Annotated in this window: 21 protein-coding genes; 16 read left to right on the top strand and 5 right to left on the bottom strand. The window is 63.4% G+C overall.

Annotated elements, in window-relative coordinates; translation table 11 throughout:
• Positions 1–4 precede the first annotated feature (4 nt).
• The 6 genes from glpK (at position 5) to VLT15_03375 (ending at position 5,500) form a co-directional block, all read left to right on the top strand.
• Entirely contained in the window at positions 5–1,501 is a 1,497-nt protein-coding gene (gene glpK, locus VLT15_03400) for a glycerol kinase GlpK (GenBank protein ID HSR44263.1), read from the top strand.
• 137 nt (positions 1,502–1,638) lie between these two features.
• Positions 1,639–2,181 carry a CDP-diacylglycerol--glycerol-3-phosphate 3-phosphatidyltransferase gene (gene pgsA / locus VLT15_03395; GenBank protein HSR44262.1) on the top strand — a complete coding sequence of 181 codons (543 nt, stop codon included), beginning with the start codon at positions 1,639–1,641 and terminating at the stop codon, positions 2,179–2,181.
• Between the two features lie 2 nt (positions 2,182–2,183).
• On the top strand, positions 2,184–3,155 hold the full coding sequence (locus VLT15_03390; protein HSR44261.1) for an NAD-dependent epimerase/dehydratase family protein: 972 nt from the start codon (positions 2,184–2,186) through the stop codon (positions 3,153–3,155).
• Between the two features lie 60 nt (positions 3,156–3,215).
• A complete protein-coding gene (locus tag VLT15_03385; protein ID HSR44260.1) occupies positions 3,216–3,623 on the top strand; it encodes a PaaI family thioesterase in 408 nt (135 codons plus the stop codon).
• Between the two features lie 136 nt (positions 3,624–3,759).
• Entirely contained in the window at positions 3,760–4,188 is a 429-nt protein-coding gene (locus VLT15_03380; protein HSR44259.1) for a TipAS antibiotic-recognition domain-containing protein, read from the top strand.
• Positions 4,189–4,264: 76 nt separating this feature from the next.
• The gene (locus VLT15_03375) at positions 4,265–5,500 is read left to right on the top strand and encodes a hemolysin family protein (protein ID HSR44258.1); all 1,236 of its coding nucleotides are present in this window, start codon (positions 4,265–4,267) and stop codon (positions 5,498–5,500) included.
• An 87-nt stretch (positions 5,501–5,587) separates the two neighbouring features.
• On the opposite strand, the gene VLT15_03370 is transcribed toward VLT15_03375, so the two are convergent.
• Together VLT15_03370 and VLT15_03365 are read right to left on the bottom strand one after the other, a co-directional pair.
• A complete protein-coding gene (locus VLT15_03370) occupies positions 5,588–7,336 on the bottom strand; it encodes an ABC transporter ATP-binding protein (protein ID HSR44257.1) in 1,749 nt (582 codons plus the stop codon).
• The gene (locus tag VLT15_03365; protein HSR44256.1) at positions 7,333–9,144 is read right to left on the bottom strand and encodes an ABC transporter ATP-binding protein; all 1,812 of its coding nucleotides are present in this window, start codon (positions 9,142–9,144) and stop codon (positions 7,333–7,335) included. Before VLT15_03365 ends, VLT15_03370 begins: the two co-directional genes overlap by 4 nt.
• Before the next feature lie 191 nt (positions 9,145–9,335).
• On the opposite strand from VLT15_03365, the gene mfd reads away from it, so the two are divergent.
• Positions 9,336–12,707 (top strand): transcription-repair coupling factor, encoded by a 3,372-nt coding sequence (gene mfd / locus VLT15_03360; GenBank protein ID HSR44255.1) that lies wholly within the window; start codon positions 9,336–9,338, stop codon positions 12,705–12,707.
• Positions 12,708–12,753: 46 nt separating this feature from the next.
• The gene (locus VLT15_03355; GenBank protein HSR44254.1) at positions 12,754–13,704 is read left to right on the top strand and encodes a DMT family transporter; all 951 of its coding nucleotides are present in this window, start codon (positions 12,754–12,756) and stop codon (positions 13,702–13,704) included.
• A 45-nt stretch (positions 13,705–13,749) separates the two neighbouring features.
• Here the strand turns inward: VLT15_03355 and VLT15_03350 are convergent, their stop codons facing one another.
• Positions 13,750–14,301 (bottom strand): GNAT family N-acetyltransferase, encoded by a 552-nt coding sequence (locus tag VLT15_03350; protein HSR44253.1) that lies wholly within the window; start codon positions 14,299–14,301, stop codon positions 13,750–13,752.
• A 274-nt stretch (positions 14,302–14,575) separates the two neighbouring features.
• On the opposite strand from VLT15_03350, the gene VLT15_03345 reads away from it, so the two are divergent.
• The 4 genes from VLT15_03345 (at position 14,576) to VLT15_03330 (ending at position 19,567) form a co-directional block, all read left to right on the top strand.
• Positions 14,576–15,967 carry a hypothetical protein gene (locus VLT15_03345; GenBank protein ID HSR44252.1) on the top strand — a complete coding sequence of 464 codons (1,392 nt, stop codon included), beginning with the start codon at positions 14,576–14,578 and terminating at the stop codon, positions 15,965–15,967.
• A 5-nt stretch (positions 15,968–15,972) separates the two neighbouring features.
• Positions 15,973–16,356, top strand: a complete 384-nt coding sequence (locus VLT15_03340; GenBank protein HSR44251.1) for a cyclic nucleotide-binding domain-containing protein — start codon at positions 15,973–15,975, stop codon at positions 16,354–16,356.
• On the top strand, positions 16,356–18,005 hold the full coding sequence (locus VLT15_03335) for an FAD-dependent oxidoreductase (GenBank protein HSR44250.1): 1,650 nt from the start codon (positions 16,356–16,358) through the stop codon (positions 18,003–18,005). The genes VLT15_03340 and VLT15_03335 overlap by 1 nt, the downstream gene beginning before the upstream one ends.
• Positions 18,006–18,121: 116 nt before the next feature.
• On the top strand, positions 18,122–19,567 hold the full coding sequence (locus tag VLT15_03330; GenBank protein HSR44249.1) for an SDR family oxidoreductase: 1,446 nt from the start codon (positions 18,122–18,124) through the stop codon (positions 19,565–19,567).
• Positions 19,568–19,640: 73 nt separating this feature from the next.
• Here VLT15_03330 and VLT15_03325 read toward each other — a convergent pair whose 3' ends face one another.
• Positions 19,641–20,615, bottom strand: coding sequence for an ornithine carbamoyltransferase (locus VLT15_03325; GenBank protein HSR44248.1), 975 nt, complete (start codon positions 20,613–20,615; stop codon positions 19,641–19,643).
• Between the two features lie 21 nt (positions 20,616–20,636).
• Positions 20,637–21,368, bottom strand: coding sequence for a GntR family transcriptional regulator (locus VLT15_03320; GenBank protein ID HSR44247.1), 732 nt, complete (start codon positions 21,366–21,368; stop codon positions 20,637–20,639).
• Between the two features lie 147 nt (positions 21,369–21,515).
• Between VLT15_03320 and pyrB the strand changes: the two genes are divergently transcribed.
• The 4 genes from pyrB to VLT15_03300 form a co-directional block, all read left to right on the top strand.
• Positions 21,516–22,466, top strand: coding sequence for an aspartate carbamoyltransferase (pyrB, locus tag VLT15_03315; protein HSR44246.1), 951 nt, complete (start codon positions 21,516–21,518; stop codon positions 22,464–22,466).
• Positions 22,466–23,410 carry a carbamate kinase gene (arcC, locus tag VLT15_03310; GenBank protein ID HSR44245.1) on the top strand — a complete coding sequence of 315 codons (945 nt, stop codon included), beginning with the start codon at positions 22,466–22,468 and terminating at the stop codon, positions 23,408–23,410. The genes pyrB and arcC overlap by 1 nt, the downstream gene beginning before the upstream one ends.
• On the top strand, positions 23,403–24,683 hold the full coding sequence (locus VLT15_03305) for a threonine synthase (GenBank protein HSR44244.1): 1,281 nt from the start codon (positions 23,403–23,405) through the stop codon (positions 24,681–24,683). The genes arcC and VLT15_03305 overlap by 8 nt, the downstream gene beginning before the upstream one ends.
• A gap of 15 nt (positions 24,684–24,698) precedes the next feature.
• Positions 24,699–25,960, top strand: a 1,262-nt coding sequence (locus VLT15_03300) for a pyridoxal-phosphate dependent enzyme (protein HSR44243.1), incomplete at its 3' end; no start/stop codon positions are given.

The raw sequence follows: 25,960 nt of genomic DNA, 5'->3' as shown, positions 1-25,960 counted from the left end.
GGCCATGGCTGATTACGTAGGCGCTCTTGATTCCGGTACCACCAGCACACGTTTCATGGTGTTCGATCACCGCGGTGAGGTCGTGGCGATCGATCAAAAGGAACACCGTCAGGTGTTTCCGAAACCCGGCTGGGTCGAACATGACCCTCTCGAAATCCGGGATCGGATGTTCGAGGTCATCGAAGGAGCTCTGTCCGAAGCAGGCCTGTCGGCAATCGATCTCGCCGCGGTTGGAATCACGAATCAGCGTGAGACGGCGGTCGTCTGGGATCCAACTACCGGTTTGCCGCTTCACAACGCCATTGTGTGGCAGGACACCCGAACGGCCGACCTCGTTGCCGAGCTGGGCAGAGTTGAGGGACAGGATCGCTTTCGCGCCAAAACCGGGCTCCCCTTGGCGACCTACTTCACCGGGCCGAAGATCTCCTGGATGCTCGACAACGTTGCGGAGCTGCGAGAGCGGGCGGCTTCCGGCAATGCCATCTTCGGGACGGTCGACACCTGGGTGCTCTGGAATCTCACCGGCGGCGTGAACGGTGGTCTGCATGCGACGGACGTCACGAATGCCAGCCGGACGATGCTCATGGATCTCGAAACCCTTCAGTGGGACGACGAACTGCTCGCCGCGATGAGGGTTCCCCCTTCGATGTTGCCGGCGATTCGCCCGTCCGTGGGGTTCTTCGGCACGGCAGTCGGTTCTCTCGATGGCGTCCCGGTCGCCGGGATACTCGGTGATCAACAGGCAGCGCTTTTCGGTCAGACCTGCTTTGAACCCGGCGACGCGAAGAACACCTACGGCACTGGTTGTTTCATGCTGCTCAACACGGGCACGACGCGGGTGCCGTCCGATAGCGGGTTGCTGACGACGGTCGGTTATCAGATCGGAGAGCAGCCCCCGGTTTATGCGCTCGAAGGGTCGATTGCCATCACGGGGGCGCTCGTGCAATGGCTGCGAGACAATCTGGGGATCATCGACAACTCGGAGGATGTCGAGGCGCTTGCCGGGAGTGTCGATGACAACGGCGGCGTCTACTTCGTGCCGGCCTTCAGCGGACTATTCGCCCCGCATTGGAGGAGCGACGCGCGCGGCGTCATTGCCGGTCTCACCCGATTCGCCACCAAGGCCCATCTCGCACGGGCAGCTCTCGAAGCGACGGCTTTTCAGACTCGTGAGGTGCTCGATGCGATGTATGCAGACAGCGGCGTGAAGCTGACTCAGCTCAAGGTCGATGGGGGCATGGTCGTCAATGATCTCCTGATGCAGTTCCAGGCCGACATCGTGGAGGTGCCCGTCGTGCGACCATTGGTTGCCGAAACCACTGCGCTGGGTGCCGCGTACGCCGCCGGTCTGGCAGTCGGGTTCTGGGCGAGCACGGAAGACCTGAAGGATAACTGGGGCGTCGGTCAGACGTGGAAGCCGGCAATGGCGGGTGAGCGCAGGCAGGAGCTCCTCACTGCCTGGCGAAAGGCAGTGCAGCGCACGCTCGATTGGGTCGATTGAAGCTGTCGAGCCGATTGCGAGGCGCCCGGTGGTGTCTCGAGTAGCGGTCTTTCTGTTGAATCCATCCCATCTTCGGCGGTGACCGATCACACTGAGCCCGGCGCGATACAATCGAATGAGTCGAAGAAGGAAAACGTATCTCTCTGCCGGATCTGTTGGCGTTCGCCCGAATCGTGTCGGTGCCGATCATCATGTGGCTCGTCACCTCGAGTCGCGAACATGCGCTCGGCGGCGCAGCCGTCCTGTTTGCCTTCGCCGCGGCGACGGATTTCTTCGACGGATATCTGGCCCGCCGTTGGGGTATCACCACCGTGCTCGGAGCATTCCTCGATTCGACTGCAGACAAGATGCTCGTATCCGGAACCCTGATTGCGCTGGTCGCCATCGAACGCGCCTCTATCTGGCCGGTTCTGATCATCATCATGCGCGAGTTCACCGTGATGGCTTTGCGGGGAATAACCGCCATGGAGGGACACATCGTCAAGCCCTCGATTTGGGGCAAGATCAAGGCGGGTGTTCAGTTCGGTGCCATCTTCTTCGCCATGCTGCGGTTCTCGCAATCCTGGGGCCCCCTGTACTTCGACGAGTGGCTCATGTGGCTGGCCGCTTTTGTCGCAGTTGCCTCCGGTTGGCAGTACGCCGCAGGTTTCTGGCACGTCGTCCGCAAGGTAAACGCGTAGGCGTGACCGTCTTCGTCACCGGGGGCACCGGCACGGTCGGCCGGTCGCTGGTAGCGCGGCTGATCGCGGAGGGAAACAATGTGCGCGCTTTGGCCCGTTCTGCCGGTGCCGCCGCCAGCCTTCGTGAACAGGGAGCCGAACCGGTCGAGGGAGACCTGTCGGACGTTCGGGCACTCGTCACCGGGATGCGCAACGTAGAGGCCGTCTTCCACGTTGCCGGCATGAACGAGATGTGTCCGGCCGATCCAAGTCCGATGTATCGAGCCAACGTCGACGGGACGAGGAACACCGTGCGCGCTGCCAACTCCGCGGAGGTTCGGCGTCTCGTCTACACCTCCTCGGCGGTCGTTCTGGGTGAACGAAAAGGTGAGATAGGGCACGAGCGGACCGAACACAGAGGCTACGCGCTGTCCCATTACGAGCGTTCGAAAGCCCTCGCAGAGGAGGTGGCGTTTGCAGAAGCAGGGGCCGTCGAGGTCGTGGCCGTCAACCCGTCGTCGGTTCAGGGTCCGGGGCGTGCCACCGGGACCGGCAAACTGATTCTGGACGTACTTAACGGTCGACTACCCGTGATGGTCGACACCAACGTGAGCATCGTCGACATCGAGGACTGCACCGAAGGTCATCTACTTGCCTGGCGGCATGGCTCTGCCGGGGAACGGTACGTTGTGAGTGGTTTCTCGATGAGCGCCAGAGATGCCGTGGACTTGCTTGCTCGGGTCATCGGACACGATCTCTCCGTCAGATTCATCCCGGCTTGGCTGGCATCGGTGGGGGGTGGCGCCGGAGCAGTCTTCGCCAAGCTGCGGCGGACCGGGCCCGTCTTCTGTGGCGAGATGGTGCGGGTGCTGCTGCACGGCCACACCTACGACGGCTCGAGGGCGACGAGAGACTTGGGACTCGAGTACCGGACACCCGAAGACACTATTCGCCGAACTGTGTCTTGGTTTGCGTCGGAGGGCCTTCTCCGATGATCTTCACTCAAGCCGGAACATCCGAAGCCTGCGAGCTTTGTCAGGGACTACGCTCGGCGCATGCCGCCGACACCCGACGAGATACATCAGTTCCTGGCCGACCAGTTCCCCGCTGCTGCTGGCATTGAGTGCATCGAGGTTGGGAACCGGCACGCGATCGCTCGTTGGGCTCTTGACTCATCGGGTCTGCGGCCGGGAAGGCTGATCTCCGGGCCAACTCAGTTCAGTCTGGCGGATACATCCCTGTACTTCGCCGTCTTTGGTGCGATCGGTATTGAGCCGATGGCAGTCACGGTGGATCTCTCGATCAGGTTTCTCCGTCCGGCTTCCGGTGGAGACCTGTTTGCGCGCGCCGAACTCCTCCAGGTGGGCAGAACCAGGGTCTTCGGAGTGGTCGATCTGTGGGTCGACGGTCGTGAGGACAGGCCGGTTGCCCATGCCACCGGCACCTACGCCCGGCCCGGCTGAATCAGCCCGACTTCACGTTACGTGAGGGTCTAACGTAGATGGCTCACCCGCCGCGACCGATCAGCCGACCCGGGTGGCGCACTGCTTCTACGGCTCATCGAGTGAGCCGCTCCCGGCCACCGGTGAGGGAGAGACGATGAACGTAGAAGAGATGCTCGAGGTGTTCGGAGAGTTCGATCCGTCCGAGTACCAGGAAGAGGCCAGGGACCGATGGGGTCACACGGACCTCTACGAGGAGTCGGTGCGCCGGACGAAGTCTTACGGCAAGGATCAGTGGAAAGAGGCGGGCGCCGAGGGCCGGGCGATCGGCAGGAGGTTCGCGGACCTGATGGGGTCCGGTGCGGAGGCAACGGACCGGACGGCCATGGATCTCGCCGAGCAGCATCGCCGGTACATCTCCAGATGGTTCTATACCTGCTCGTACGAGGTTCACGCAGGTCTCGGCGACATGTACGTGGCCGACCCCCGCTTCACGAGGTATTGGGAAGGCTTTCGGCCCGGCCTGGCACTGTTTGTCCGGGACGCGTTGCAGGCCAACGCGGGGCGCGCAAAGAGCGAGCAGTAGTTTCCAGAATTTTCTCAGCAATACTCTGTACGGTTAATCGTATGTTGCATTGCCGAGAAAATGAGGGGAGCAGCGAGTGGACGGCGACGACGTCTGGCTGATCGCTCTCCTGGTACTGGCCTTCGCCGTAGCGGTGTTCGTGGCGGCAGGCGAGACCGCCCTGCTCCGCGTGTCGCCGATACGGGCGGCGTCGCTGGGGGCGGGGGGAGATCGGCGGGCTGTGCGGCTGGCAGCCCTCCTCGGCAAACTCCCGGCTGTTCTGAACGCCGTCCTGCTCACCGCCCTGCTCAGCCAGATCGCAGCAGCGACCATCACCGGCATCCTGGCGCAGCGGTGGTTCGGCAGTATCGGAGTCACCGTTGCGTCGATCGTGCTCACCCTCTTCCTCTTCATCTATGCAGAAGCGATCCCCAAGACCTTCGCGGTGCGTCATTCGGACCGGGTGGCGTTGGCGCTGGCGTCCTCGCTCGCTTTGTTAGAACGCATGCTCCGTCCGATCGTCCGGGCACTGGTCTGGATCGCCGATCTCCAAGCGCCGGGCAAGGGGATATCGATGGCCCCCACCGTCACCGAGGACGAGTTGCGTCGACTGGCGACGCGGGCGGAGAGGGAGGGGGAGATCACCGGGGAGGATCTGGCGCTGATAGATCGGGCTTTTCGGCTCGGCGACCGGCGCGTGGACGACATCATGGTGCCGAGAGCCGACATCGTCGCCGTTCCCGCGGACGTCACCATCGACTTTGCTCTCGCTATCGCTCTGGAGGCCGGCCATCGGCGCCTGCCCGTCTACGAAGAGACGGTCGAGAACATCGTCTCGATGGTGCGGCTCCGTGACATGATTCGAGTACCCGAGCCGAGGCGAGAGCTGCTGGCGGTTGCATCGCTCGCCCTCGCCCCTCTGGTGGTGCCGGACAGCAAGCGCGTCCTCGACCTGCTGCGCGAGATGCAGGAGTCGCGTACGCATCTGGCCGTGATCGTCGATGAATACGGTGGGACTGCCGGGCTGGTAACCGTGGAGGACATTGCCGAAGAGTTGCTGGGGTCGATGAGCGAAGCGCCGGAGCCGACGGCCGTTTCCGAGATATCTGAGGGTAGGTGGTCGGTCGATGCCGCTCTGCCCGTCGAGGACCTGGCCGAACTGATCGGCTCGCCGCTGCCGGAGGGCGATTGGAACACTGTTGCCGGCATGGTGTTTGCGCTTGCCGGACGGGTTCCGGATGTCGGCGATGAGATCCGTGTACCGGGTTGCAGTTTCAAGGTCATCTCCACGAGGCGTAGACGCATAACCCGCATCGAGGTCTCGCTTCTCTGAACGCCGCACGGGGCCGCTGACCCGGGCGCCTGCGGCCGGACTCCCGAGTGGCCGCTCCTGATGTGAATCCCGGGCGCCGGTGCCGCCTCAAACGCTCTTCGTCCCGCTGGCCCAATCGGCGTGAAGGCCCGCGTACACCCCTTCGGAGTCGAGGAGCTCGGTGTGAGTTCCACGTTCGGCGAGGCGGCCTCTGTCGAAGACGAGTATCTCGTCGGATGCCTCGGCTGTGGCCAGACGGTGCGCGATGGTCACCGCAGTTCTTCCGGCGGTGAGCCTCTCCATGGCACGTCGCAGTTGCACGTCGAGCGCCGGGTCGACGGCCGAGGTGGCCTCGTCGAGCACGAGGAGATCGGGAGTGGAGATCCACGCCCGGACCAGGGCGATGAGTTGCCGTTCGCCGGCAGACAGGTCCCCGCCGCGTTCACCAACGAGGGAGGAGAGGCCGTTGGGAAGCCGGTCGAGCCACCCGTCGAGTCCGAGTTCTATGAAAGCCGTCCGGATTTCACGCTCACTTGCCTCGGGTTTGCCGTAGCGGACGTTGTCGGAGACGGTCCCCTCGAACAGGAACCCTTCCTGCGGCACGAAGGCAACTCGGGAACGCAGGTCAGAGAAGGCGATCTGCTCGAGCGGGACACCGGCGATGGCGATGTTCCCATCGTTCCTCTCCAGAAGGCGCACGGCCAGCTTTGCGAAGGTGGTCTTGCCCGACCCCGTCTCGCCGACAACGGCGACGCGGGAACCGGCGGGCACCGCAACGCTGACGGAGGTGAGGACCTCCGGTCCGTCGCCGTAGCTGTAACTCACGCCGTCGAATGTGATATCGAGGGCTCCCGGGGGAAGTTCTCGCCCGTCCACCGGGTCGGGGATCTCGACCGCCGAGTCGATCTCACCAAGAATCCGGCGCATTCCCGAAGCAGCCGACTGCGCAGTCTCGAGAACCTCTACGACCATCTGCACCGGCTCTGTGAGAAGGTTGACCAGGAACAGAAAAGCCAGCAGGCGCCCGGGCGAAGTGCCTACTGCCAGGCCCATTGCGACGACCGCGGCCATGAGCACGCCCGCGAAGAGTTCGGCCGAACTGAACAATATGTTGCCGAACCGCATCGTCCTGTACTCCGATTGGAATCGGTCCTCGAGAGCTTCGGCGACCCGCGTCTTGGTACCGGTCTCCACGCCGTAGGCGCGGACGATCGGCAGCGCAGAGATGGCCTCGGACAGCACAGAGAGGCTGTTGGCGACGCGCCTGCGGACGCGGTCGTAACTCCGTTGCAGGATGCGCTGGAACCAAACCATGAGAGCGGAGTAGACGATGATTCCCACCGTCACCAGCACCGCCAGCTGCCACTGGTACCAATACATCGCAGCGAGAGCCAGCAGCACCTGCGACCCGGAGGTGAGCAAGCCGACACCTCCCCAGTCCATGAATCCCTGGAGGGTCGCGATATCCGATGTGACGCGTGAGACGAGCGAACCCCTCCGCTCGGCGTCGACGTGCAAAACCGAGCGGCGCAGGAGGTGCGCGAACGTCATCTGGCGAAGATCGGAGAGACCGGTCGATGAGGCCAGGACCAGACGGAGGAGGGCGGTCCGGCCGATCCAGGTACCGAGGACCAGTGCCACGCCGGCGAGCAACACTTTCCGTCCGACGCTGCCGAGGTCGATCTGAGCAGGGGTGAGCAGCTCGTCGTCGATGATCTGTTGCATCACGACCGGGACGATGACCTGTATGGCGGTCCCGGCCGCAGCCATCAGCACCGTGAGGCCGAGCCCGCGACGGAGCACCGGCGCCTCTCGTAACGCTCTCCTCAGGACCCGGAGGGTTCGGTCGTCTTTCACCGCGGCCTCCCCGGTTCGGCTGCTCGACGCCGGGCGTCGTCCTCGTAGGCCTGCACCAGCTCGGCGTAACCCGACGAGCCGGCCAGGAGCTCGGAATGGGTCCCATGCGCTGCTATCCGCCCGTCGTCGATGAACATCACCTCGTCCGCCAGCCGGATCGTGGCCGGGCGGTAGGCGACCATGACGATCGTGGACGGCAGCTCCGCCCGTTTCAGCGACCGGAGTATCTCGGCTTCCACGGATGGGTCTACGGCCGAGGTTGCGTCGTCGAGAATCATCAGGCGCGGCTTCCGGATCAGCGCTCTGGCGAGAGCTATCCGCTGGCGTTGGCCCCCGGACAGCGAGGCGCCGCGCTCTCCGAGCCGGGTGTCGTATCCGTCCGGTAGATCTGCGACGAACCCTTCCGCCCCGGAGAGCCGTAGCGCCCTCGTGAGATCCTCTTCCGAGAACTCTTCGCCGAGTGTGATGTTGCCGGCCACGGTGTCGTCGAACAGGAATGCGTTCTGCGCCACGTATGCCACCTCGTGGGGCAGCTCCGACCTTGCGAATGAACGGATGTCGCGTCCGTCGAGATGAATGGCACCATCGCTCGGATCCCATAGGCGAGCCAGCAACATCGCAAGTGTTGACTTGCCGGAGCCGGTGGGCCCTACCACGGCGAGGGTGGTGCCGGCTCTCAGGTCCATCTCGACGCCTTCGAGGATCAGTTCGTCGGTCCGATAGCGGAAATACACGTTCCGGCCGTCCAGCGCGGCGGCTGCGCCCGGGCCGCGGGCGGTGAGATCGCCGTAGGCCGTGAAGTCGTCGGCATCGAACACCCGCTGGACCCGTTTCCAGCCGGCGATGCTGGCCGATAGATCGAACAGCACAAAGCCGATCAGCTGAACCGGGAACGCCAGCAGCGAGAGGAGATAGGTGATGGTCACGAGGTCGCCGGCGCTGATCGCTCCTGCTCGAATGCGGGCTGCTCCCGCATATATGAGGATGAGAATCAGCGCCGACGGAAGCGCGCGAATGAGTGCCTGGTAGGAGACCCAGCGAGAGTTGACGTCGATGATGCCGTCGCGCACATCATCGGAAGAGACGCCGAAGCGATCAGAGACCATCTGCTCGCGTCCCAAGGACTTGATGGTCAGCGCCCCGTCGAATGCCTCGTGGGCCAGCGACCAGAGACGTCCGCGTTGCTCCTGAACTTCCTCCCATAGTGGATAGACGGTCCAGGCTCCCTTGATGTCGACGGCCACTATGACGACCAGGCCGACGAGGGACCACAGCCCGAGCCAAACGTCTATGCCTGTGACCATCGCCGCGGAGCCGAAGAGGAGCAGTATCACCCCGGTCGCGTAGGGGAGCGGGGCAAGGACTCCCGTACCCCGATCGGTGTCGGAATCGGCTACGGCGAGCAGGTCACCGATCGACTGGCGAGAAAACCACGCCAGCTCCAGGTCGAGTTGGTGTTCGAGGAGCCGGTTGCGAACGTCCTGGCGGGTCCGGAACTGCAGCCACCCGGCAGCCGTTCGACGCAGCACAATTCCGAGAGCCTTCCAGAGTGACACACCGACCAGGGCGGCAACACCCGCCCAGATCTTTGTGCGGTAATCGGCGCCACCGTCCAATACCGGAATGATCACAGTGTCCGTGAGCCATCCGACTACTTGCGCGGAGGCAACTATCGCCGCCGCATAAGAGGCCGCACCGAACACGGCCAGGCCGAAAGCCCATGGGTGGCGCCGTACGAAACGGGCGATCAGCCGCGTGCCGTCACGCAGCACACTCCAGGGAGAGGCAAGGGTGGTCGGGCGTTCCATCAAGGGAGCAGATTAGGCCGACCGTATTCGGCGCAGGTCGGTGTTTTCTTGGCGCCTCCGTGGATTCTCCGAGCATCCACCGGCACCTCCATCCGGGTGTCGCCGACAAATCGCCGGTTGCCGCGTGGAACCCGCCCGACCCTCCGGCTCGCGTTGTTCCCGGTCGCGTTTCACTCGCTACGCTTGCTCGCATGCCCGCTCCGCTTGCCCCGCTCGTCGACCGCTGGCGCGCTGATCTTCTTCCGAAGCCGTCTGCCCGGCTGGTCGTCGCTCCGGGCGCTCGCGCCTATCTGGTCGCCGGGATGGCCGCCAGAGCCGACCGGCCCCTTCTCGTCATCGTTCCGGGTGAACTCGACGCCGTCGACCTGGTCGATGATCTTGCCCTGTTCACGGAAACGGCCGCCTTGCTTCCGGCGTGGGAGACGCTGCCGTTCGAGCATGTCTCACCCAATGTGACGACAATGGCCGCGCGGGCGAGAGCAAGAGACCTTCTGGACGTCGGCGAGCCCGGGACGATCGTCGTCGGCTCGGTACGGGCGGCCACGCAGCGTGTCAGCCCCTCCTCGGTGCGCCCGATCATCGCCGCCGCCGGAAAGGAAGCCGGATTCGATCTGCTCGTCACGCGACTCGCCGAGTTCGGCTATCACCGCACGGATCGTGTGGAGAGCCGTGGCGAGTTCAGCGTGCGAGGTGGTTTGATCGACGTCTTCCCCGCACAGGCCGACGATCCGGTTCGGCTGGAGTTCTGGGGTGATGAGGTCGAGTCCGTCCGACAGTTCTCGATCGGCACTCAGCGCTCGACCGATTCGGTCGATGGATTGATCGCCTATCCCGCCAGAGAGTTGCGGCCGGACGCGCATGCTCGGGCGGCGGCCGGGGCTCTGCTGCAGCGAGAACCCTGGGCGGCTGCAACGTGGGAGCGGATGGCGGAAGGCCATCTCTTCTCGGGCATGGAATCGTGGCTGCCGTGGATAGCGCCCGAGAACACGGTGGTGACGGAACTGGCCGCGGGGTCGCCGATCATTCTGTTCGATCCGGTCCGGTCGGTGGATCGGAGTCGAGACCTCCTCAAGGAGGAAGCAGAGATGGCCGCCGCTCTCGCTCCGACGTGGGGCCACGGAGCGCCGGAGGCAGGCGACCATCCGGCTCTGTATCTCGCCCTGGAAGATTCCCTCCGCGGCAGGCAGATCGTTGAAGCACCGCCTCTGGCGGCCGGGCCGGACGACACGGTGCTCGAGATGCGTTCCCTCGATGCCACTCCCGGCGATGCCGAGTCGGTCGCCAAAGCCATCAACCGTTGGATCGCCGGCCGCAACGAGGTCGTCATCGCCATGGACGGCAATGCTGCAGCCGATCGGGTCGTCCGGCTGCTCGGCGAGGCCGGTCTCGACGTGCCCCGCAGAGATTCTCTCGAACGTGTCGAGACGGCGGCCATCGGTGTCGGTATCCATCAAGGTTTCATGTTGCCCCAGCTGCGGGTCGGGGTGCTCGGCGAGCAATCGATCGCGGGACGGCGGCGCGCTCACCGCCGGGTTACCGCCCGTCGCGAAGCCGACGACGGAGCTCGCTACCGGGATCTCACAGAGGGCGATTATGTGGTGCATTTCCGCCACGGGATCGGCCGTTTCGAAGGTCTCGCCACGAGGACGATTGCCGGGATCGAAAGGGACTACCTGGTCGTCGCCTATGCCGCCGAGGACAAGCTCTATGTGCCGACGGATCAACTGGCTGCAGTCAAGAAGTACACGGGAGGAGAGGCTCCGAGGTTGTCGCGGATGGGCGGCTCGGACTGGGCGAAGACGAGGAGTCGGATTCGCAAGGCGGTCGCCGCGGTTGCCGAGCAGGTGGTGGCGCTGCACAGGGCCAGAGCCGCCGCGACCGGGCATGCCCACAGCCCCGACACGCCGTGGCAGCGCGAGATGGAGGCCGCCTTTCCCTACGAAGAGACGACCGATCAACTGGTCGCCATCGGCGACGTGAAGGTCGATATGGAAGCCGACAAGCCCATGGATCGGCTCATATTCGGTGATGTGGGTTTCGGCAAGACCGAAGTGGGGGTGCGGGCCGCATTCAAAGCCGTCATGGACGGGAAGCAAGTAGCCGTCCTGTGCCCGACGACCCTCCTGGCACAGCAGCACTTCCAGACCTTCTCCGAACGATTCGATGCCTACCCGACCAGGGTCGAGATGCTGAGCCGCTTCCTCACATCGAAGCAACAGCGGGAGGTCGTGGCCAAACTCGCCACGGGGGAGACCGACGTTGTCATAGCGACGCATCGGCTCCTGTCACAGGACATCCAGTTCAAGAATCTGGGACTGCTCATCATCGACGAGGAGCAGCGTTTCGGAGTCAAGGCGAAGGATCAGATCAAGCGGTTCCGCGTAGGGGTAGACGTGCTCACGCTGACCGCCACACCAATCCCTCGAACTCTCGAGATGGCCCTGACCGGAATCCGCGACGTGAGCCACATTCGAACTGCTCCTGAAGATCGCCATCCGATCCTCACCTACGTGGGGCCCTTCGATGAGCAGGCAGTTTCGGCGGCGATCCGCCGGGAGATGCTGCGGGAGGGGCAGGTGTTCTACGTACACAATCGAGTGCAATCGATCGACCGGGCGGTGGCACGGATCCGGCAACTGGTCCCCAACGCCCGGTGCGCGGTTGCCCACGGTCAGATGTCCGAAGGCCAGCTCGAGCAGGTGATGCTCGACTTCTGGAGCCGCAAATACGACGTTCTGGTGGCCACCACCATCATCGAGTCCGGTCTGGATCTGCCGCAGGTCAACACGCTCATCGTCGAGCGGGCGGATCTGCTCGGCCTCGCACAGCTGTACCAACTCCGGGGACGGGTCGGTCGGTCGAGTCAGCGCGCCTATGCCTACCTCTTCCACCCTCCCGAGCAGTCTCTCTCCGAGGATGCCTATCGCCGTCTCGAAGCCATCGGCGAGCACACCGACCTCGGCAGCGGTTTCCACTTGGCCCTTCGCGACCTCGAGATCCGCGGAGCCGGATCGATGCTCGGCGAGGTGCAGTCGGGGCACATAAGTGCGGTCGGTTTCGACCTGTACACCCAGCTGGTGGCGGAGGCAGTGGGAGAGCTCGAGGGAACGCCGGTAGACAAGGCCGGCGAAGCGGAGATCAGAATCGATCTGCCGGTCAACGCACATCTCCCGGACGGATACATCGAGGATCAGCTCGCTCGCATCGAGGCCTACCGCAGGTTGGCCGCAGCCGCCACCAACGAAGAGGTGGACGACGTTGTCACCGAGTGGGCCGACCGCTACGGACCATTGCCCGACGCCGCACTGGCGCTGATCGATATCGCCCGATTGCGGGCGGAAGCGATCCGCACCGGTATTGCCGAAATCGTGCAACTCCGACGGGAGGTGCGGCTCTCTCCCGTCGATCTCTCCGCGAGCCAGGAAGTCAGGTTGCAGCGCATAGCTCCACAATCCGTGCTCAAGGCGGAGGAAGGACTGGTGTTCCTGCCGGCTCCGCCTGATGCAAGAGTCGTGGGCGATCTGATCGCCTTCTTCAAGAAGATGTGGCCCGAAGAGGGATAGGGAGCGCGGACGCCGCGAGAAGTACCCCGCTCGCTACGCTGCGCCGATGAAGCGTCTGCCCGCTCCCGTGCTGTTGAGCGCGGCCGCCGCGTTCTGGGGCGGCAACTTCATCGTCGCCCGGGCCGTTTCATCGTCTTTGCCGCCCCTCACTCTCAGTTTCTACCGGTGGGTCGTCGCCCTCCTGGTGCTCGTGCCTCTCGCCGGTAGGGAGGTCTGGTCGAAGCGGAGTCAGGTTCGGGACAATCCAGGCTGGTTTGCGCTCGTCGCGCTAACCGGAACCGTTTTGTTCCATGTTTTCGTGTACGTGGGTCTCGCCACTACGACTGCCATCAACGCCACGCTTCTCGTTGCCACCTCACCTGTGATCATTCCTCTCGTGGCGGTCTTGGTGCATCGGGACCGGATCAACGTGATGCAGGCGCTGGGCATCGCCATTTCGGTACTCGGCGTATTGCTGATCCTGACTCGTGCCGATCTCGAGGTTCTGGCCTCTTTCGCCTTCTCGTCGGGAGATCTCCTGATCCTTGCCGCGGTGGTGGCGTGGGCCCTCTATTCGGTGGTTCTCCGGGATCGCCGTGACGATTTGAGCCCCCTCGGTTTCGTGCTCGCCATCACCGTGCTGGGAATCCCGATTCTGCTCGTGTTGTACCTCGTTGAACTCGCCACGCAGGGAGGCTTCGACGTCACTCCGGGGCATCTGCTGACCATCGTCTACGTCGGGCTGTTTGCCTCGGTGCTGGCCTATCTGGCATGGAACAAGGGTGTGGAGCTGATCGGCGCCGTTCGAGCCGGGCCGTATATGAGTCTCATGCCGGTGTTCGCGGCGTTGCTGGCGGTGGTCTTTCTCGGGGAGTCTCTGGAGCTATATCACGTGGCGGGGACGGTGGTGATCGCCCTCGGGTTGATTCTCAGCGGGCGACGGCCGGGTGCTGCCCGGCTGGAGGCCGGAGGGAAAGCCACCGCCGGAAGGGAACTCCCGCCAGGTGCGAAGTCGTAGGAACCGGCCCAACCGGTCCGGGGTGGCGGCCGGCTCCGGCTCGACTCACGGTTGGCGGCGCACGATGGGACGTCCTCCCCGCCGCAGCGTCTCGACGAATCCGGCCCGCTCGAACAGGTCGAGGGTGCCGGTGAACAGCTCAGCCGCGCCCCGGGCTCCCGCGGATGTGTCGATGGGGTAACCCTCGATCTGGTCGTATCCGCGCGTTCGCGCCACCTCCACAGCACCATCGAGTAGCGCCGACGCGGCACCACTCCGCCGCTGGTCCCGGCGGATGAAGAAACACACAACCGAGCAGACCCGGCGATCGTCGATGGGCTTGAGTTTCGGGGATCGATTCAGCCTGCCGAATTCGCTACGGTCTCCGAGCGATACCCACCCCACCGCCTCTCCGTTCCGGTAGGCGAGAAGGCCGGGGACCGGGCCGTGGTCAACGAGCTCCTTCAAGAGGGCCCTCAGGCCGGAACCAGCTTGGGATTCGAACTCCCTGTTCGACACCCGCCACCACATGCACCAGCAACCGGAGTAGGCACCGTTCGGGCCGAACAGTTGCTCCAGGTCCGGCCACCTGTCGGGTGTTGCGGGGTGGATCTCCATGATCGAGACACGATATCGCGACTTGCCGTCCCGGGGTGCGAGGCCGATGGTCGGTTCCGCATCGTCCCATCCGGCCGGTCGATCCGGGCGCCGTCCGGGGGCAGATACACCGGACCTCGACGGTCTTCCGTTTCCGGCTCCAGGAGCTGAAACCGTCGACACGCGAAGCACTAGTTCGATTAGCCTAGGGCGATCCGTTGGTCGATCGGGCGGGTTTTCGGTCGTCGGCCAACCGGTGAGGACAAAAGGGAGCCATCCAGACCGGGAGAGTCGGGTGAGTGGGTTGCGGCAGCGGACGCGAGGTGCGAGGCGGTCGATTCGCCATTTGGCGGAGAGTTCGTCTTCGGATGGTGGTGCAACACTCAACGACGGTTCCCGGGTCGCGGTGATCGGAGGCGGACCCGCCGGGTCTTTCTTCGCTTACTTCCTTCTCCGTCTCGCCAATACCATCGATCTCGACATCAGCGTGGACATCTACGAGCCCCGTCACTTCACACACTGTGGACCGGCCGGCTGCAACCACTGCGGAGGCATAGTCTCCGAGTCCCTCGTGCAGATGCTGGCAACCGAGGGGATCAACCTCCCGCCCTCGGTGGTGCAAAGGGGCATCTACTCCTACGTATTGCATATGGACGCCGGCAGCGTCGAAATCGAGTCCCCCGTCGAAGAGCAACGAATTGCCGCCATCTATCGTGGCAACGGACCGCGCACGGCCGTGGACATGCCCTGGGACAGTTTCGACGGGTACCTTCAGCAGATCTGCGAGAAGGAAGGTGCCCTGCTCGTTCACCAGTTGGTCGTCGGCCTCGAGCGCGCCGGCGATCTACCCGTCGTAATCACGAACGAGGGACGCACCACCTACGACCTCGTTGCCGTCGCCTGCGGCGTGAACAGCAACTTCCACATGCTCCTCGACGGGAGTGCTGCGGAGGGAAAGCCGGAAGTCTCCCGCACATTCATCACCGAGTTCAAACTCGGCGCGGACAGAATCCTCGAAACGCTCGGGGATTCGATGCACGTGTTCCTACTCGATATTCCCCGCCTCGAGTTCGCCGCTCTGATTCCAAAGGGCGACTACGTGACGCTGGCAATGCTCGGCGAGGAGATCGACGACGATCTGGTCAAGCGATTCCTGGATTCGCCGGAGGTGAGGGAAGTCCTCCCCGCCGATTCTGTCCCTGCGGTCTGCTCCTGCGCCCCGGTTATCAATGTCAAGGGCCCCGAACGCCCCTTCGGCGAACGGGTTGTCCTGGTCGGGGACGCGGGGATAACGCGTCTCTACAAGGACGGGATCGGCGCCGCGTATCGGACTGGGAAGGCGGCGGCCGAAACGGCGGTCGTCCATGGAATCTCGACGGACGACTTCGAAACCCACTACTTCCCGACCTGCCGGGCGATCGCCACCGACAATATGTTTGGGAAGTTGATCTTCTTCTTCACGATTGCCGTGCGGAAGAGCAAGTACGTCCGGAAAGCAGTGTTGCGCATGACGGCAGGGGAGCAGCGGCGTCCCAAGGGCCGCCACATGAGCGGTGTGCTGTGGAACATGTTCACGGGGAGCGCACCCTACCGCGACGTCTTCTTCAACGCCCTCCGCCCGGGATTCCTGCTCGGTCTGGCCAAGAGCCTGGCAACCGGCGTCCGGCGCCAACAAAAGGAGAGTTGACTCATATGCCCAGCAGACGGAGAGGTGAACTAGGCAAGGTCTTCGGCGACGGCGAAGTGATAGTGCAACAGGGCGATGTCGGTGAGCAGATGTTCGTCGTGCAGTCGGGTAAGGTCGAGGTCGTGCTGGAGTCGAACGGTCTTCAAAGAAGGGTTTCGGTGTTGGAATCCCGTGACTTCTTTGGTGAGATGGCCCTGTTCGACAAGGAACTCCGCTCGGCCACGGTCCGGGCTCTGGGTGAGGCAAGAGTGCTGACCATCGACAAGCGGACCCTCCTGAAGCGGATCAGCGAGGATCCCCTTCTTGCATACAACCTGCTCCGGGCTATGTCTTCACGGGTTCGCGACCTCAACGATCAAGTCTCCGCACGAAGGGACGACTCTTCGTGATGCAACCGGTGAGTCCCGAGGTCGCGACCAGCACCGGCATTCCGAAGTACCGGCCGCGGCAGGCTGAAAAGGCCGCTCCTTGCGAGGCCGGTTGTGCATCGGGCAGCGACATCCGCACCTGGATCGGCCTGGTTGCCCAGCGTGACCGGACGGGTCTCGACACGCAACAGGCCTACGCCCGGGCTTGGCAGACGATTACGGACGCGAACCCGTTCCCGAGCGTTCTCGGCCGTATCTGCCCTCATCCCTGTGAGTTCGGCTGCAACCGGTCGGAGAACGACGGAGCAGTGGCGATCAACGCCCTCGAGCGGTTCCTCGGTGATTGGGCAATCGAGGAGGGTCTGGGTCTCGAGGTAATCGACGCAGAGCCGAAGCCCGAGACCATGGGTGTGATTGGTGCCGGGCCATCAGGGTTGTCGTTTGCCTACCAGATGGCGCGGCGCGGCTATTCCGTCACCGTGTACGAACGACGGCCGATGGCCGGTGGAATGCTTCGCTACGGCGTACCCGACTACAGGCTCCCGCCGGAGGTGTTGTCCGCGGAGATCGACCGAATCATCGCACTGGGTGTGGAGATTCGTACCAACACCTCGATAGGCGTCGACATCTCGATGGAGGACCTGCGAGCCGCACACGACATTCTCTATTTGGGCATCGGCGCCCAGCAGCCTCGAATGCTCGGTATCCCGGGAGAAGATGGGCCGGGCGTGTTCACGGGCACCGACTACTTGAGCCGCGTGAATGATGGTCAAACCGTCGAAGTCGGATCCACGGTGATCGTGGTCGGTGGTGGCAACACGGCCGTCGATGCCGCCCGTGTGGCTCGTCGGTCCGGCGCCGAGGTTGCGTTGGTCTACCGGCGCACTCGCGCGGAGATGCCTGCCATTCCCGAAGAAGTGGACGAGGCACTCGCGGAAGGGATCACGCTGGAGCTACTCACAGGGCCGGTCGAGGTCGTCCGTGCCGACGGCAAGGTGACCGGTCTGAGGATGCAGCGTATGCGCCTCGGCGAGGCGGGGCCGGACGGCAGGCGGCGACCGGAGCCGGAGCCGGGCGCTGTTTTCGAAATGGCGGCGGACACCGTGATCGCGGCAGTCAGCCAGCAACCGGATTGGACGGCCCTGGAAGGTTTCGATATCCAGGATGGCTGGATCGCTACCTCCGATGCCGGAGGAATGGACGGAGCAATGTGGGCGGGCGGAGATGTGCGCGGGCTGGACATCGCCGGATCTGCCATAACTCACGGCCGGCGAGCGGCCGAGCACGTTCACGCCAAACTGAGGGGAAATCCACCACCGGACGGTCGCCGGTCCACTCCCATCGAAGCCGACCGTGTGAACTTCGATTTCAAGGAGGGCCGGCCTCCCGTCCAGCCACCCCACCTGACGGTCGAAGAGGCGCTGTCGAATCCGACGGCGGAACCCACCGCGACCATCACCGAGGAGGAGTTCCTCACCGAGGTCGGCCGATGCTTCTCCTGCGGTCTGTGCATGGGGTGTCAGCAGTGTTGGATGTATTGCACCTCGATGAGTTTCACCAAGGTCCTCAATCCGGAGCCGGGACTCTATTACACCCTCTCACTGGAAGAATGTGAGGAGTGCGGCAAGTGTATTGAGGTGTGTCCGTGCGGATACCTCGAGGTCGTCTGAACGGGTCCACCGCATTCCCGGTATATCCGTTTTCCGTTATCCGCTGCGTATCGCTACGTTTCCAGCCAGATGTTGCAGTTGTCACACCCCGAGCAGAGGGAACTCGCTGAGCGACGATGCGGATACTCGTAACAGGAGCAACCGGTTACATCGGTGGAAGGCTCATTTCTCGCCTCCTCGATGCGGGCCACGAGGTGCGGTGTATGACTCGACAGCTGGGGCGAGTCGACGGTTATCGCTGGCGCGACCGGGTCACCGCTCTGGAGGGGTCGATGTTGGATCCCAAGTCGCTGGCGCGTGCACATGAGGATTGCGAGGTCGTCTACAACCTCGCCCGTCCTCTGAGCACCGACCCGGGCGCCGACCAGGACAGGGTGGCGGCGCTGAACATGCGAGATGCTGCAACGCGCGCCGGAGTTCGGCGAGTCGTATATCTCTCCGGCCTCGGTTCGGCATCGGGAAAGATCTCCGGGTACCTGGCCGCTCGACATGAGATCGGACGAGTCCTGCGATCGGGGGAGACGCCGGTTACAGAGATTCAGACTTCGGCGATCATCGGCTCCGGATCGATCACATTCGAGATGGTGCGCTACCTCTCGGAAGTCCTGCCGGTGATGGTTACCCCGTCCTGGACGCAGACGGCAACCCAGCCGATCGCGGTACGGAACGTGCTCGAAGTTCTGACCGGCATCATTGAGGTTCCGGACGAAGGCCATCGCATCATCGAACTCGGCGGGCCCGAAGTCCTCACATATGAGCAAATGATGCGGATCTACGCCGAGCAAGCCGGACTATCCCATCGGCGAATGGTTCGCTTCCCCCCGACGGGACCGGCTCTCTCGGCATGGTGGGTGGCGTTGGTGACTCCATTGCCCATATCGATCACCAGAAGCCTCATCGACTCTCTCGGGGACAGGGCGATCGTCGAAAACGACACCATCAGGGAGCTCCTTCCAGACTTCGCTCCGTTCACCTATGAAGAAGCAGTGCAGAGAGCTCTCCAAAGAGTCAACCAACTCGAAGTCGAGACGAGATGGTCAGATGCCGTGATGTATCCGGCCGCTGCTCTCCCGAGCGACCCGCAGTGGTCCGGCGGCAAGGTGTACAAGGACGAGCGGCAGGTGATCACCCTGACCACTGCAGCCGATCTGTTCCGGGCTTTGACCAGCATCGGAGGAGACGCCGGGTACTACTCCGCAGGTTGGGCCTGGAGCATTCGGGGTTGGCTGGACAAACTCGCCGGAGGCTTCGGCCTGCGCCGCAACCGGCGCCATCCCGCCGACTTGCGGGTCGGCGATGCACTCGATTTCTGGCGTGTGGCTGCCTTGGAGAAGGACCGCCGCCTGTTGCTGCACGCAGAGATGAAGCTTCCCGGTGATGCTTGGCTCGAGTGGCGAGTGACAGATGATGAGGAGTCGCGCACCCTGACCCAGATAGCCCTCTTCTATCCGCGCGGGCTGGCGGGACGCCTCTACTGGCTGCTGATGAAGCCGGCACACGGCATCATCTTCGGTCCCATGGTCAGAAGGATCGCCAAGGAAGCCGGCAAGACGAAGTCGTAGCCGGCGAGAGCCGCCTTCTCTATTTTGCCCTTTCGACCGGAGAATCTCCCATCGTTGACTATGCGAGCGAAGCTCACATAGTCAACGCCATGACTGCCTTCTGGGCGTGCAGGCGATTCTCGGCCTGGTCGAAGACCCTGCTCCAACGGCCGTCGATTACCTCGTCGGCGACCTCGATGTTGCGGTCGGCCGGAAGCGGGTGCATGTAGATCGCGTCCTGGTCGGCCATTTCCATGCGGCGGGCGTCCACGATCCAGTCCTTGTACTTACCAGAGATCCTGGCCGACTCCTCATGATCGGACGTGGTCAGCATCGAACCCCAGGCCTTGGCGTAGACGACGTCGGCGCCTCGCATCCCTTCCTCGAAGTCCTCCAGGATCTCGAAGCTGCCGTGTGCTGCTCTGGCATTCTCTTCTGCCTGGGCGACGATCTCGGGCATGAGCTTGAACTCGGGTGGCCGCGTGAGGCGAACGTTGGCGCCGTAACGGGTCATCAGCAGGATGACGCTCTGCGGAACGCTGATGGGTTTCTGATAGCTGGCCGCGTACGCGTAGCTCATGTTGAAGGTGAGCTTGCGCGGGTCGCCTTTTTGCTCGATGACCGTGAGCAGGTCGGCGAGTGCCTGGAACGGGTGGTACACGTCGCACTGCATGTTGAGGACGGGAGTGCGGCTCGCCTCGGCGACTGCACGGATGTACTTGTTGCCGATACCCCAGTCGACGTTGCGGATGGCGATGCCGTCGTCGTAACGTCCGAGGATCTCGCCGATCTCCTTCCACGTGTCGCCGTGGCCGATCTGCGTGGTGGTGCTGTCGAGGAACATGGCGTGCCCGCCGAGCTGGGCCATACCCGCCTCGAAGCTGGCTCGGGTTCTCGTGCTCGAGAAGAAGAACAGCATTGCCAGGACTTTGTTGCTCAGGAGTGCGTGCTGCTCGCCGAGGGCGCGGCGCCGTTTCAGGTCGAGGGCGACGTCGATCACCGTGTCGAGCTCGTCCTTGGTCCATTCCTGGGTGGTGATCATGTCTCGACCGTGCAGATAGGTTTGCATCGATGCTCCTTTGGGTATCGGTCAAGCCCCGGCTTTCCGCCTGATCAGACGGAAACGGAGCAGGTCATCACGGAAGAAAGAGGTGGATTGAGCGACCGGGTCGTTGTTCTGGTCGAAACCGATCTCCTCGAAACTGAGCGCCGGCGTGCGGCGGGGGACTCCCAACTCCGCAGCTTCATGAGTCGGCAAGGCGACCGGGACGATCTCGGACAGGTAGTAGGAGAGCTGCCGATCGCAGTGGCGGTCGAGGAGGTCGTAGAGGGGCAGGGCTCCCTCAACTTCCGCGATCTCGCCGGAAACGAGCCGCGCGGGCACCCGGTTGTACGTCAAGGCAACGGGAAGATCATCCTCGAGGAAGACCTTCTCGACCACCAGCAGTTGCTCCCCGGGTTCGATTTCGAGATCCGCTGCCAGCGGCTCGGCTGCCGGCTCAGAAGTGACGGCAACGACACGGATGGAGGGTGTGAACCCGTGATCGCGGAGCACTTCCTCATAAGACCACATCTCCTCGAGTCGGGATTTGATCTGGAGCCCCGGTTCGTTGACGAAGGTGCCGGCGCCCTGCTTCCGATAGATCGATCCTTCGTTTTCGAGCCTGCTCAGCGCGTCTCGAATAGTCGTCCTGCTGACCCCGAGTTCGTTGGCCAACTCGATCTCAGACGGAATCCGACCTTCCTCGAACGCACCGGAGACAATGCGCTCCTTGAGGTGCGCTTTGACCTGGTCGGTGAGGGAGGGGCTGCGAGTGATCATGAGGGTACGGGTAGCACGTCCAGTGATACTGTTGTATGATTGTATGACAAATCGTACAGGAGGCCTTCCCGGCTGTCCACCCCTATTCGGGTGGAGGCAAATGAGGGGCCTCCGGAGAATCCACACGACATAGAGCAGGAGTGCCAAATGCGCAGCTTTGCCGGAAGAGACATCCTTTCGCTCAGGGATTTCGAGAGGAATGAGTTCGAGCACCTTTTCCAGATTGCAGACGAACTCGAGCCCGTTGCCCGTGAACGCCGGAACATCGATCTTCTGTCCGAGAAGACGCTGGTCACCGCCTTCTACCAGCCGTCGACTCGTACCCGACTCGCTCACGAGGCCGCTATGCATCGTCTCGGCGGACATGTCACCGGCTTCTCCGATGCCAAGATGACCCGTGCAGGCGACTTCTATCAGGAGTCCATCAAGGACACCGTTCACATGCTCGAGTATTACGGCGATGTCCTGGTCATGCGCCATTTCCAGCAGGGCGCGCCGCATGAGGCCGCCAAGTGGGCGTCGATTCCCGTCATAAACGCCGGAGACGGCTGGGGAGAGCACCCCACGCAGGTTCTGACCGATCTGTACACGGTCCAGTCGGAGATGGGTTCAATCGACGGGAAGACATTTGTCGCCATCGGTGATCACCGTATGCGCACGATGCATTCCCTCGGCTACGCCCTGTCCCAGTTCGATGCAGAGATGGTCATCCTGGCGCCGGAGGAGATGGCGCCGCTTCCCGAGTTCCTGGCGGAACTCGACGAGAAGGGCACGAGCTACCGGATCGCCGAGCACATCGACCAGGTGATTCACGAGGCCGACGTCATCTACATGGAGCCGGTCGTGCAACCCGACTACACCCAGTCCCGTCAGGAGAAGCAGGACGAGTACGGGATGACCCCCTCCAACTACCAGATCACCAAAGAGGTGATGAAGCGGGCCAAGGGTGACTCGATCATTCTCCACTCGCTGCCACGGATGGATGAGCTGCTCCCGGAGGTGGACCAGCTCAAGCACGCCCGTTACTGGCAAGAGGCATACAACGGCGTCGTGATGCGTATGGCCCTCCTCGCCTCGGTCCTCGGAGTGATGGAGTAATGCCCAAAGTCGTCATTGCCATCGGTGGCAACTCCCTTATCGCGGACAAAGACCACCAAACCGTTCAGGATCAGTACAACGCCGCCGCCGAAACCGATCAGCACATAGCGCAGCTGGTCAAGGACGGATGGGACGTCGCGATCTCTCACGGCAACGGCCCGCAAGTCGGGTTCATCATGCGACGTTCCGAGCTCGCCCGTGGGGAACTGCACGAGATTCCGATGGATGTCGCCGGGGCCGACACGCAGGGGGCAATCGGCTATGCCCTGCAGCAGAACCTGATCAACGACTTCCGGGCGATGGGCATCGACAAGCGGGTCGTCACGGTGGTCACGCAAGTCGAAGTGAGCGCCACAGACCCGGCCATGCTGAACCCGTCAAAGCCGATCGGGACCTTCCTCGAGGAAGAAGAGGCAAAGCGGCGTCGTGACGAGGAAGGTTGGGCGATCAAGGAAGACGCCGGGCGCGGGTGGCGTCGAGTGGTCGCCTCTCCGCAGCCACAGCGGATTGTCGAGATCGACGTGATCCGGCAGCTGATCGACTCCGGTGTGGTGGTGATCTGCGTCGGCGGCGGCGGGATACCGGTGGTCGCGGACGAGAACGGCGACTTGTACGGCGTTGCCGCCGTGATCGACAAGGACCTCGCCTCGGCGCTGCTCGCCAACTTGATCGACGCCGACATGCTGCTGATCTCAACTGCGGTCGAGAAGGTCGCCCTCAACTTCGGGAAGCCGGATCAGCAGTGGGTAGACCGTCTGACGCTTTCGGAGGTCAAGGCGTACCTCGAGGACGGCGGTCACTTCGCAGAAGGTTCGATGGCTCCGAAGATGCGAGCCGTCGTGCAGTTCCTCGAGGCAGGCGGAAAGGAAGCATTGATCACCAACCCGACCAATCTCGAGTTCGCCGTTGCAGGCGCGACCGGAACTCGTATCGTTCATGACTGACGGTCGTCTGGAGCACGTGACGGGCCTCGTCTGTGTGATCTGCGAACAGGCGTACCCGGCCGAATACGCCGGGTACGTCTGTCGCGAATGCGGCAACGAAGGAATCCTCGACGTTCGCTACGACTACGACCTGGTAGGGGAGCGCCTCTCGAGGGAATCCCTGGCCGCCGACCGGAACATGACCATGTGGCGGTACCGCCCCGTCATGCCGGTCGCCGCCGATGCGGTGGTCCCGCCGCTCACGGTCGGGTGGACTCCGATCTACGACGCCCCGAGGCTCGCCGGCGCGCTCGGCCTGGCAAAGGTGTGGGTGAAGGACGAAGGACGGCAACCCACGGCGTCACTGAAGGATCGGGCCAGCGCGATGGCGATCGTCAAAGCCGGGGAAGCAGGGGCAGAGGTCGTGACGACGGCCAGCACGGGAAATGCCGCAGCAGCCTTGAGCGGCCTGTCGGCTTCCGTCGGACAGAAGAACGTCATCTTCGTGCCCGAGTCGGCGCCGCAGGCCAAGATCGCACAACTTCTTGCATATGGTTCCACCGTCGCTCTCGTGCAGGGCAACTACGGGGACGCCTTCGACCTGTGCATGAAGGCCTCGGCAGAGTACGGCTGGTACAACCGCAACACCGGTTTCAACCCCTACATGACTGAGGGCAAGAAGACCGCTGGGCTCGAGATCCTGGAGCAACTCGAGTGGGAAGTGCCCGATGCGGTCTTCGTGAGTGTCGGCGACGGGTCGATAATCGGCGGTATCCACAAAGCGATGAAGGATGCGCTGGGGCTGGGGTGGATAGACCGCAGTCCGCGTATCTTCGGGATTCAGGCTGCCGGCAGCGACTATCTGGTCCAGGCCTTCGAGAATGACGAAGACGTCCTGACCAAACCACCGATTGCCGCCGACACGGTCGCCGATTCCATCAGCGCCGATCTGCCGCGCGACCGGATCAAGGCAATGGCTGCGGTCAGAGACACCGATGGGGCCTACCTGCGTGTATCGGACGACGAGATTCTCGCGGCGGTTCCGCTGCTCGCACGCGGTTCCGGTGTGTTCGCCGAGCCTGCCGGAGCGGCAGCCTATGCCGGTTTGAAAGCCGCAGTTCAGCGCGGCTTCGTCGGAGCGTCCGATCGCGTCGTGGTCCTCTCCACCGGTAGCGGTTTGAAAGACGTCGCTTCTGCGATGAAGGCGGTCACGGCCGCCGGCACCGAACCGATGGTGATTGCCCCGACCCTCGAAGCATTGAAAGACGCCCTTGCTCAGAGGGCCAACGACTAACGGCTAAGGACTGACATGATCGATCTCACCATGCACGAAGCGACGCTGGAGTCGGCCGTCAAGGTCGCACGCGAGAAGGCGATTCGTATTCCGACCTTCAAGCAGATGCGGGACCCCTCGCTCATCCCCGATTCGGTCAAGCGGGAGCTGAGCGAGGTCGGATTGTGGGACCTCGACCCCCGCAACCTGTTTCGTATCAACTGGCACAACGCGCCGACACCGGCGGGCGGCGGGTACGGCCCGGTCAACTTCCTCGAGCTACCTCCCGAGCTGACCGGAACGAAAGCCCGCATCCTCGTCCTCGAAGGGAAGTGGTTCCCCACCGGCGCGCACAAGGTCGGTGCGGCCTTCGGATGCCTGGTGCCCAGGCTGGTGACCGGTCAGTTCGATCCGGCGAGGACCAAGGCCGTCTGGCCTTCCACGGGCAACTACTGCCGCGGTGGCGCCTACGACTCGAACCTGCTCGGGTGCGAGTCCATTGCGATCCTGCCGGAAGGCATGAGCCGGGAACGGTTCGAGTGGCTGGAGTCGGTCGCCGGCGAGATCATCAAGACTCCGGGCTCCGAGTCGAATGTCAAGGAGATCTTCGACAAGTGCAACGAGCTTCGTGCCTCAGGCCAAGATCTCATGATCTTCAACCAGTTCGACGAGTTCGGCAACTACCTCTGGCACTACGCGGTCACCGGACCGGCCATGGCCGAGGTACTCGAGGCGGTGATGGGTCCGAAGGACGTCTTCCGGGGGGTCACGTTGACAACCGGCTCTGCCGGGACGATCGGCTCCGGCGACTACCTGAAGCAGGTGTATCCGACATCGAAGATCGCGGCGGGAGAGGCAGCGCAGTGCCCGACCATGCTCTACAACGGTTTCGGCGAGCATCGGATCGAAGGAATCGGCGACAAGCACATCCCGTGGGTACACAACGTTCGGAACACCGACCTCGCCATCGGCCTCGACGACGAAGCGACGATGAGCCTCATCCGGTTGTTCAACGAACCGGCCGGGGTCGCCCATCTCGCCGATCGAGGTGTGCCGGACGACGTCATAGAGAAACTGCCGTTGCTCGGTATCTCCGGTGTCGGCAACATGCTGTCGGCCGTCAAGATGGCCAAGTACTACGAACTCGGCGCCAACGACGTGATCATCACCGTCGGGACGGACTCGATGGAGATGTATGCGAGCCGCCTCGAGGAGCTGACCGCCGAGCGAGGCGAGTTCACCACCCTGAACGCGGCAGGTTCATACGAGCGCTATCTGATGGGCACTGGAATCGACCA

It is taken from the genome of Acidimicrobiia bacterium (assembly GCA_035471805.1).
Taxonomy (GTDB): Bacteria; Actinomycetota; Acidimicrobiia; order Spongiisociales; family JAHEDJ01; genus JAHEDJ01.
The sequence above is the reverse complement of the archived record's forward strand: the minus strand, read 5'-3'. Positions and strand labels throughout refer to the sequence as shown.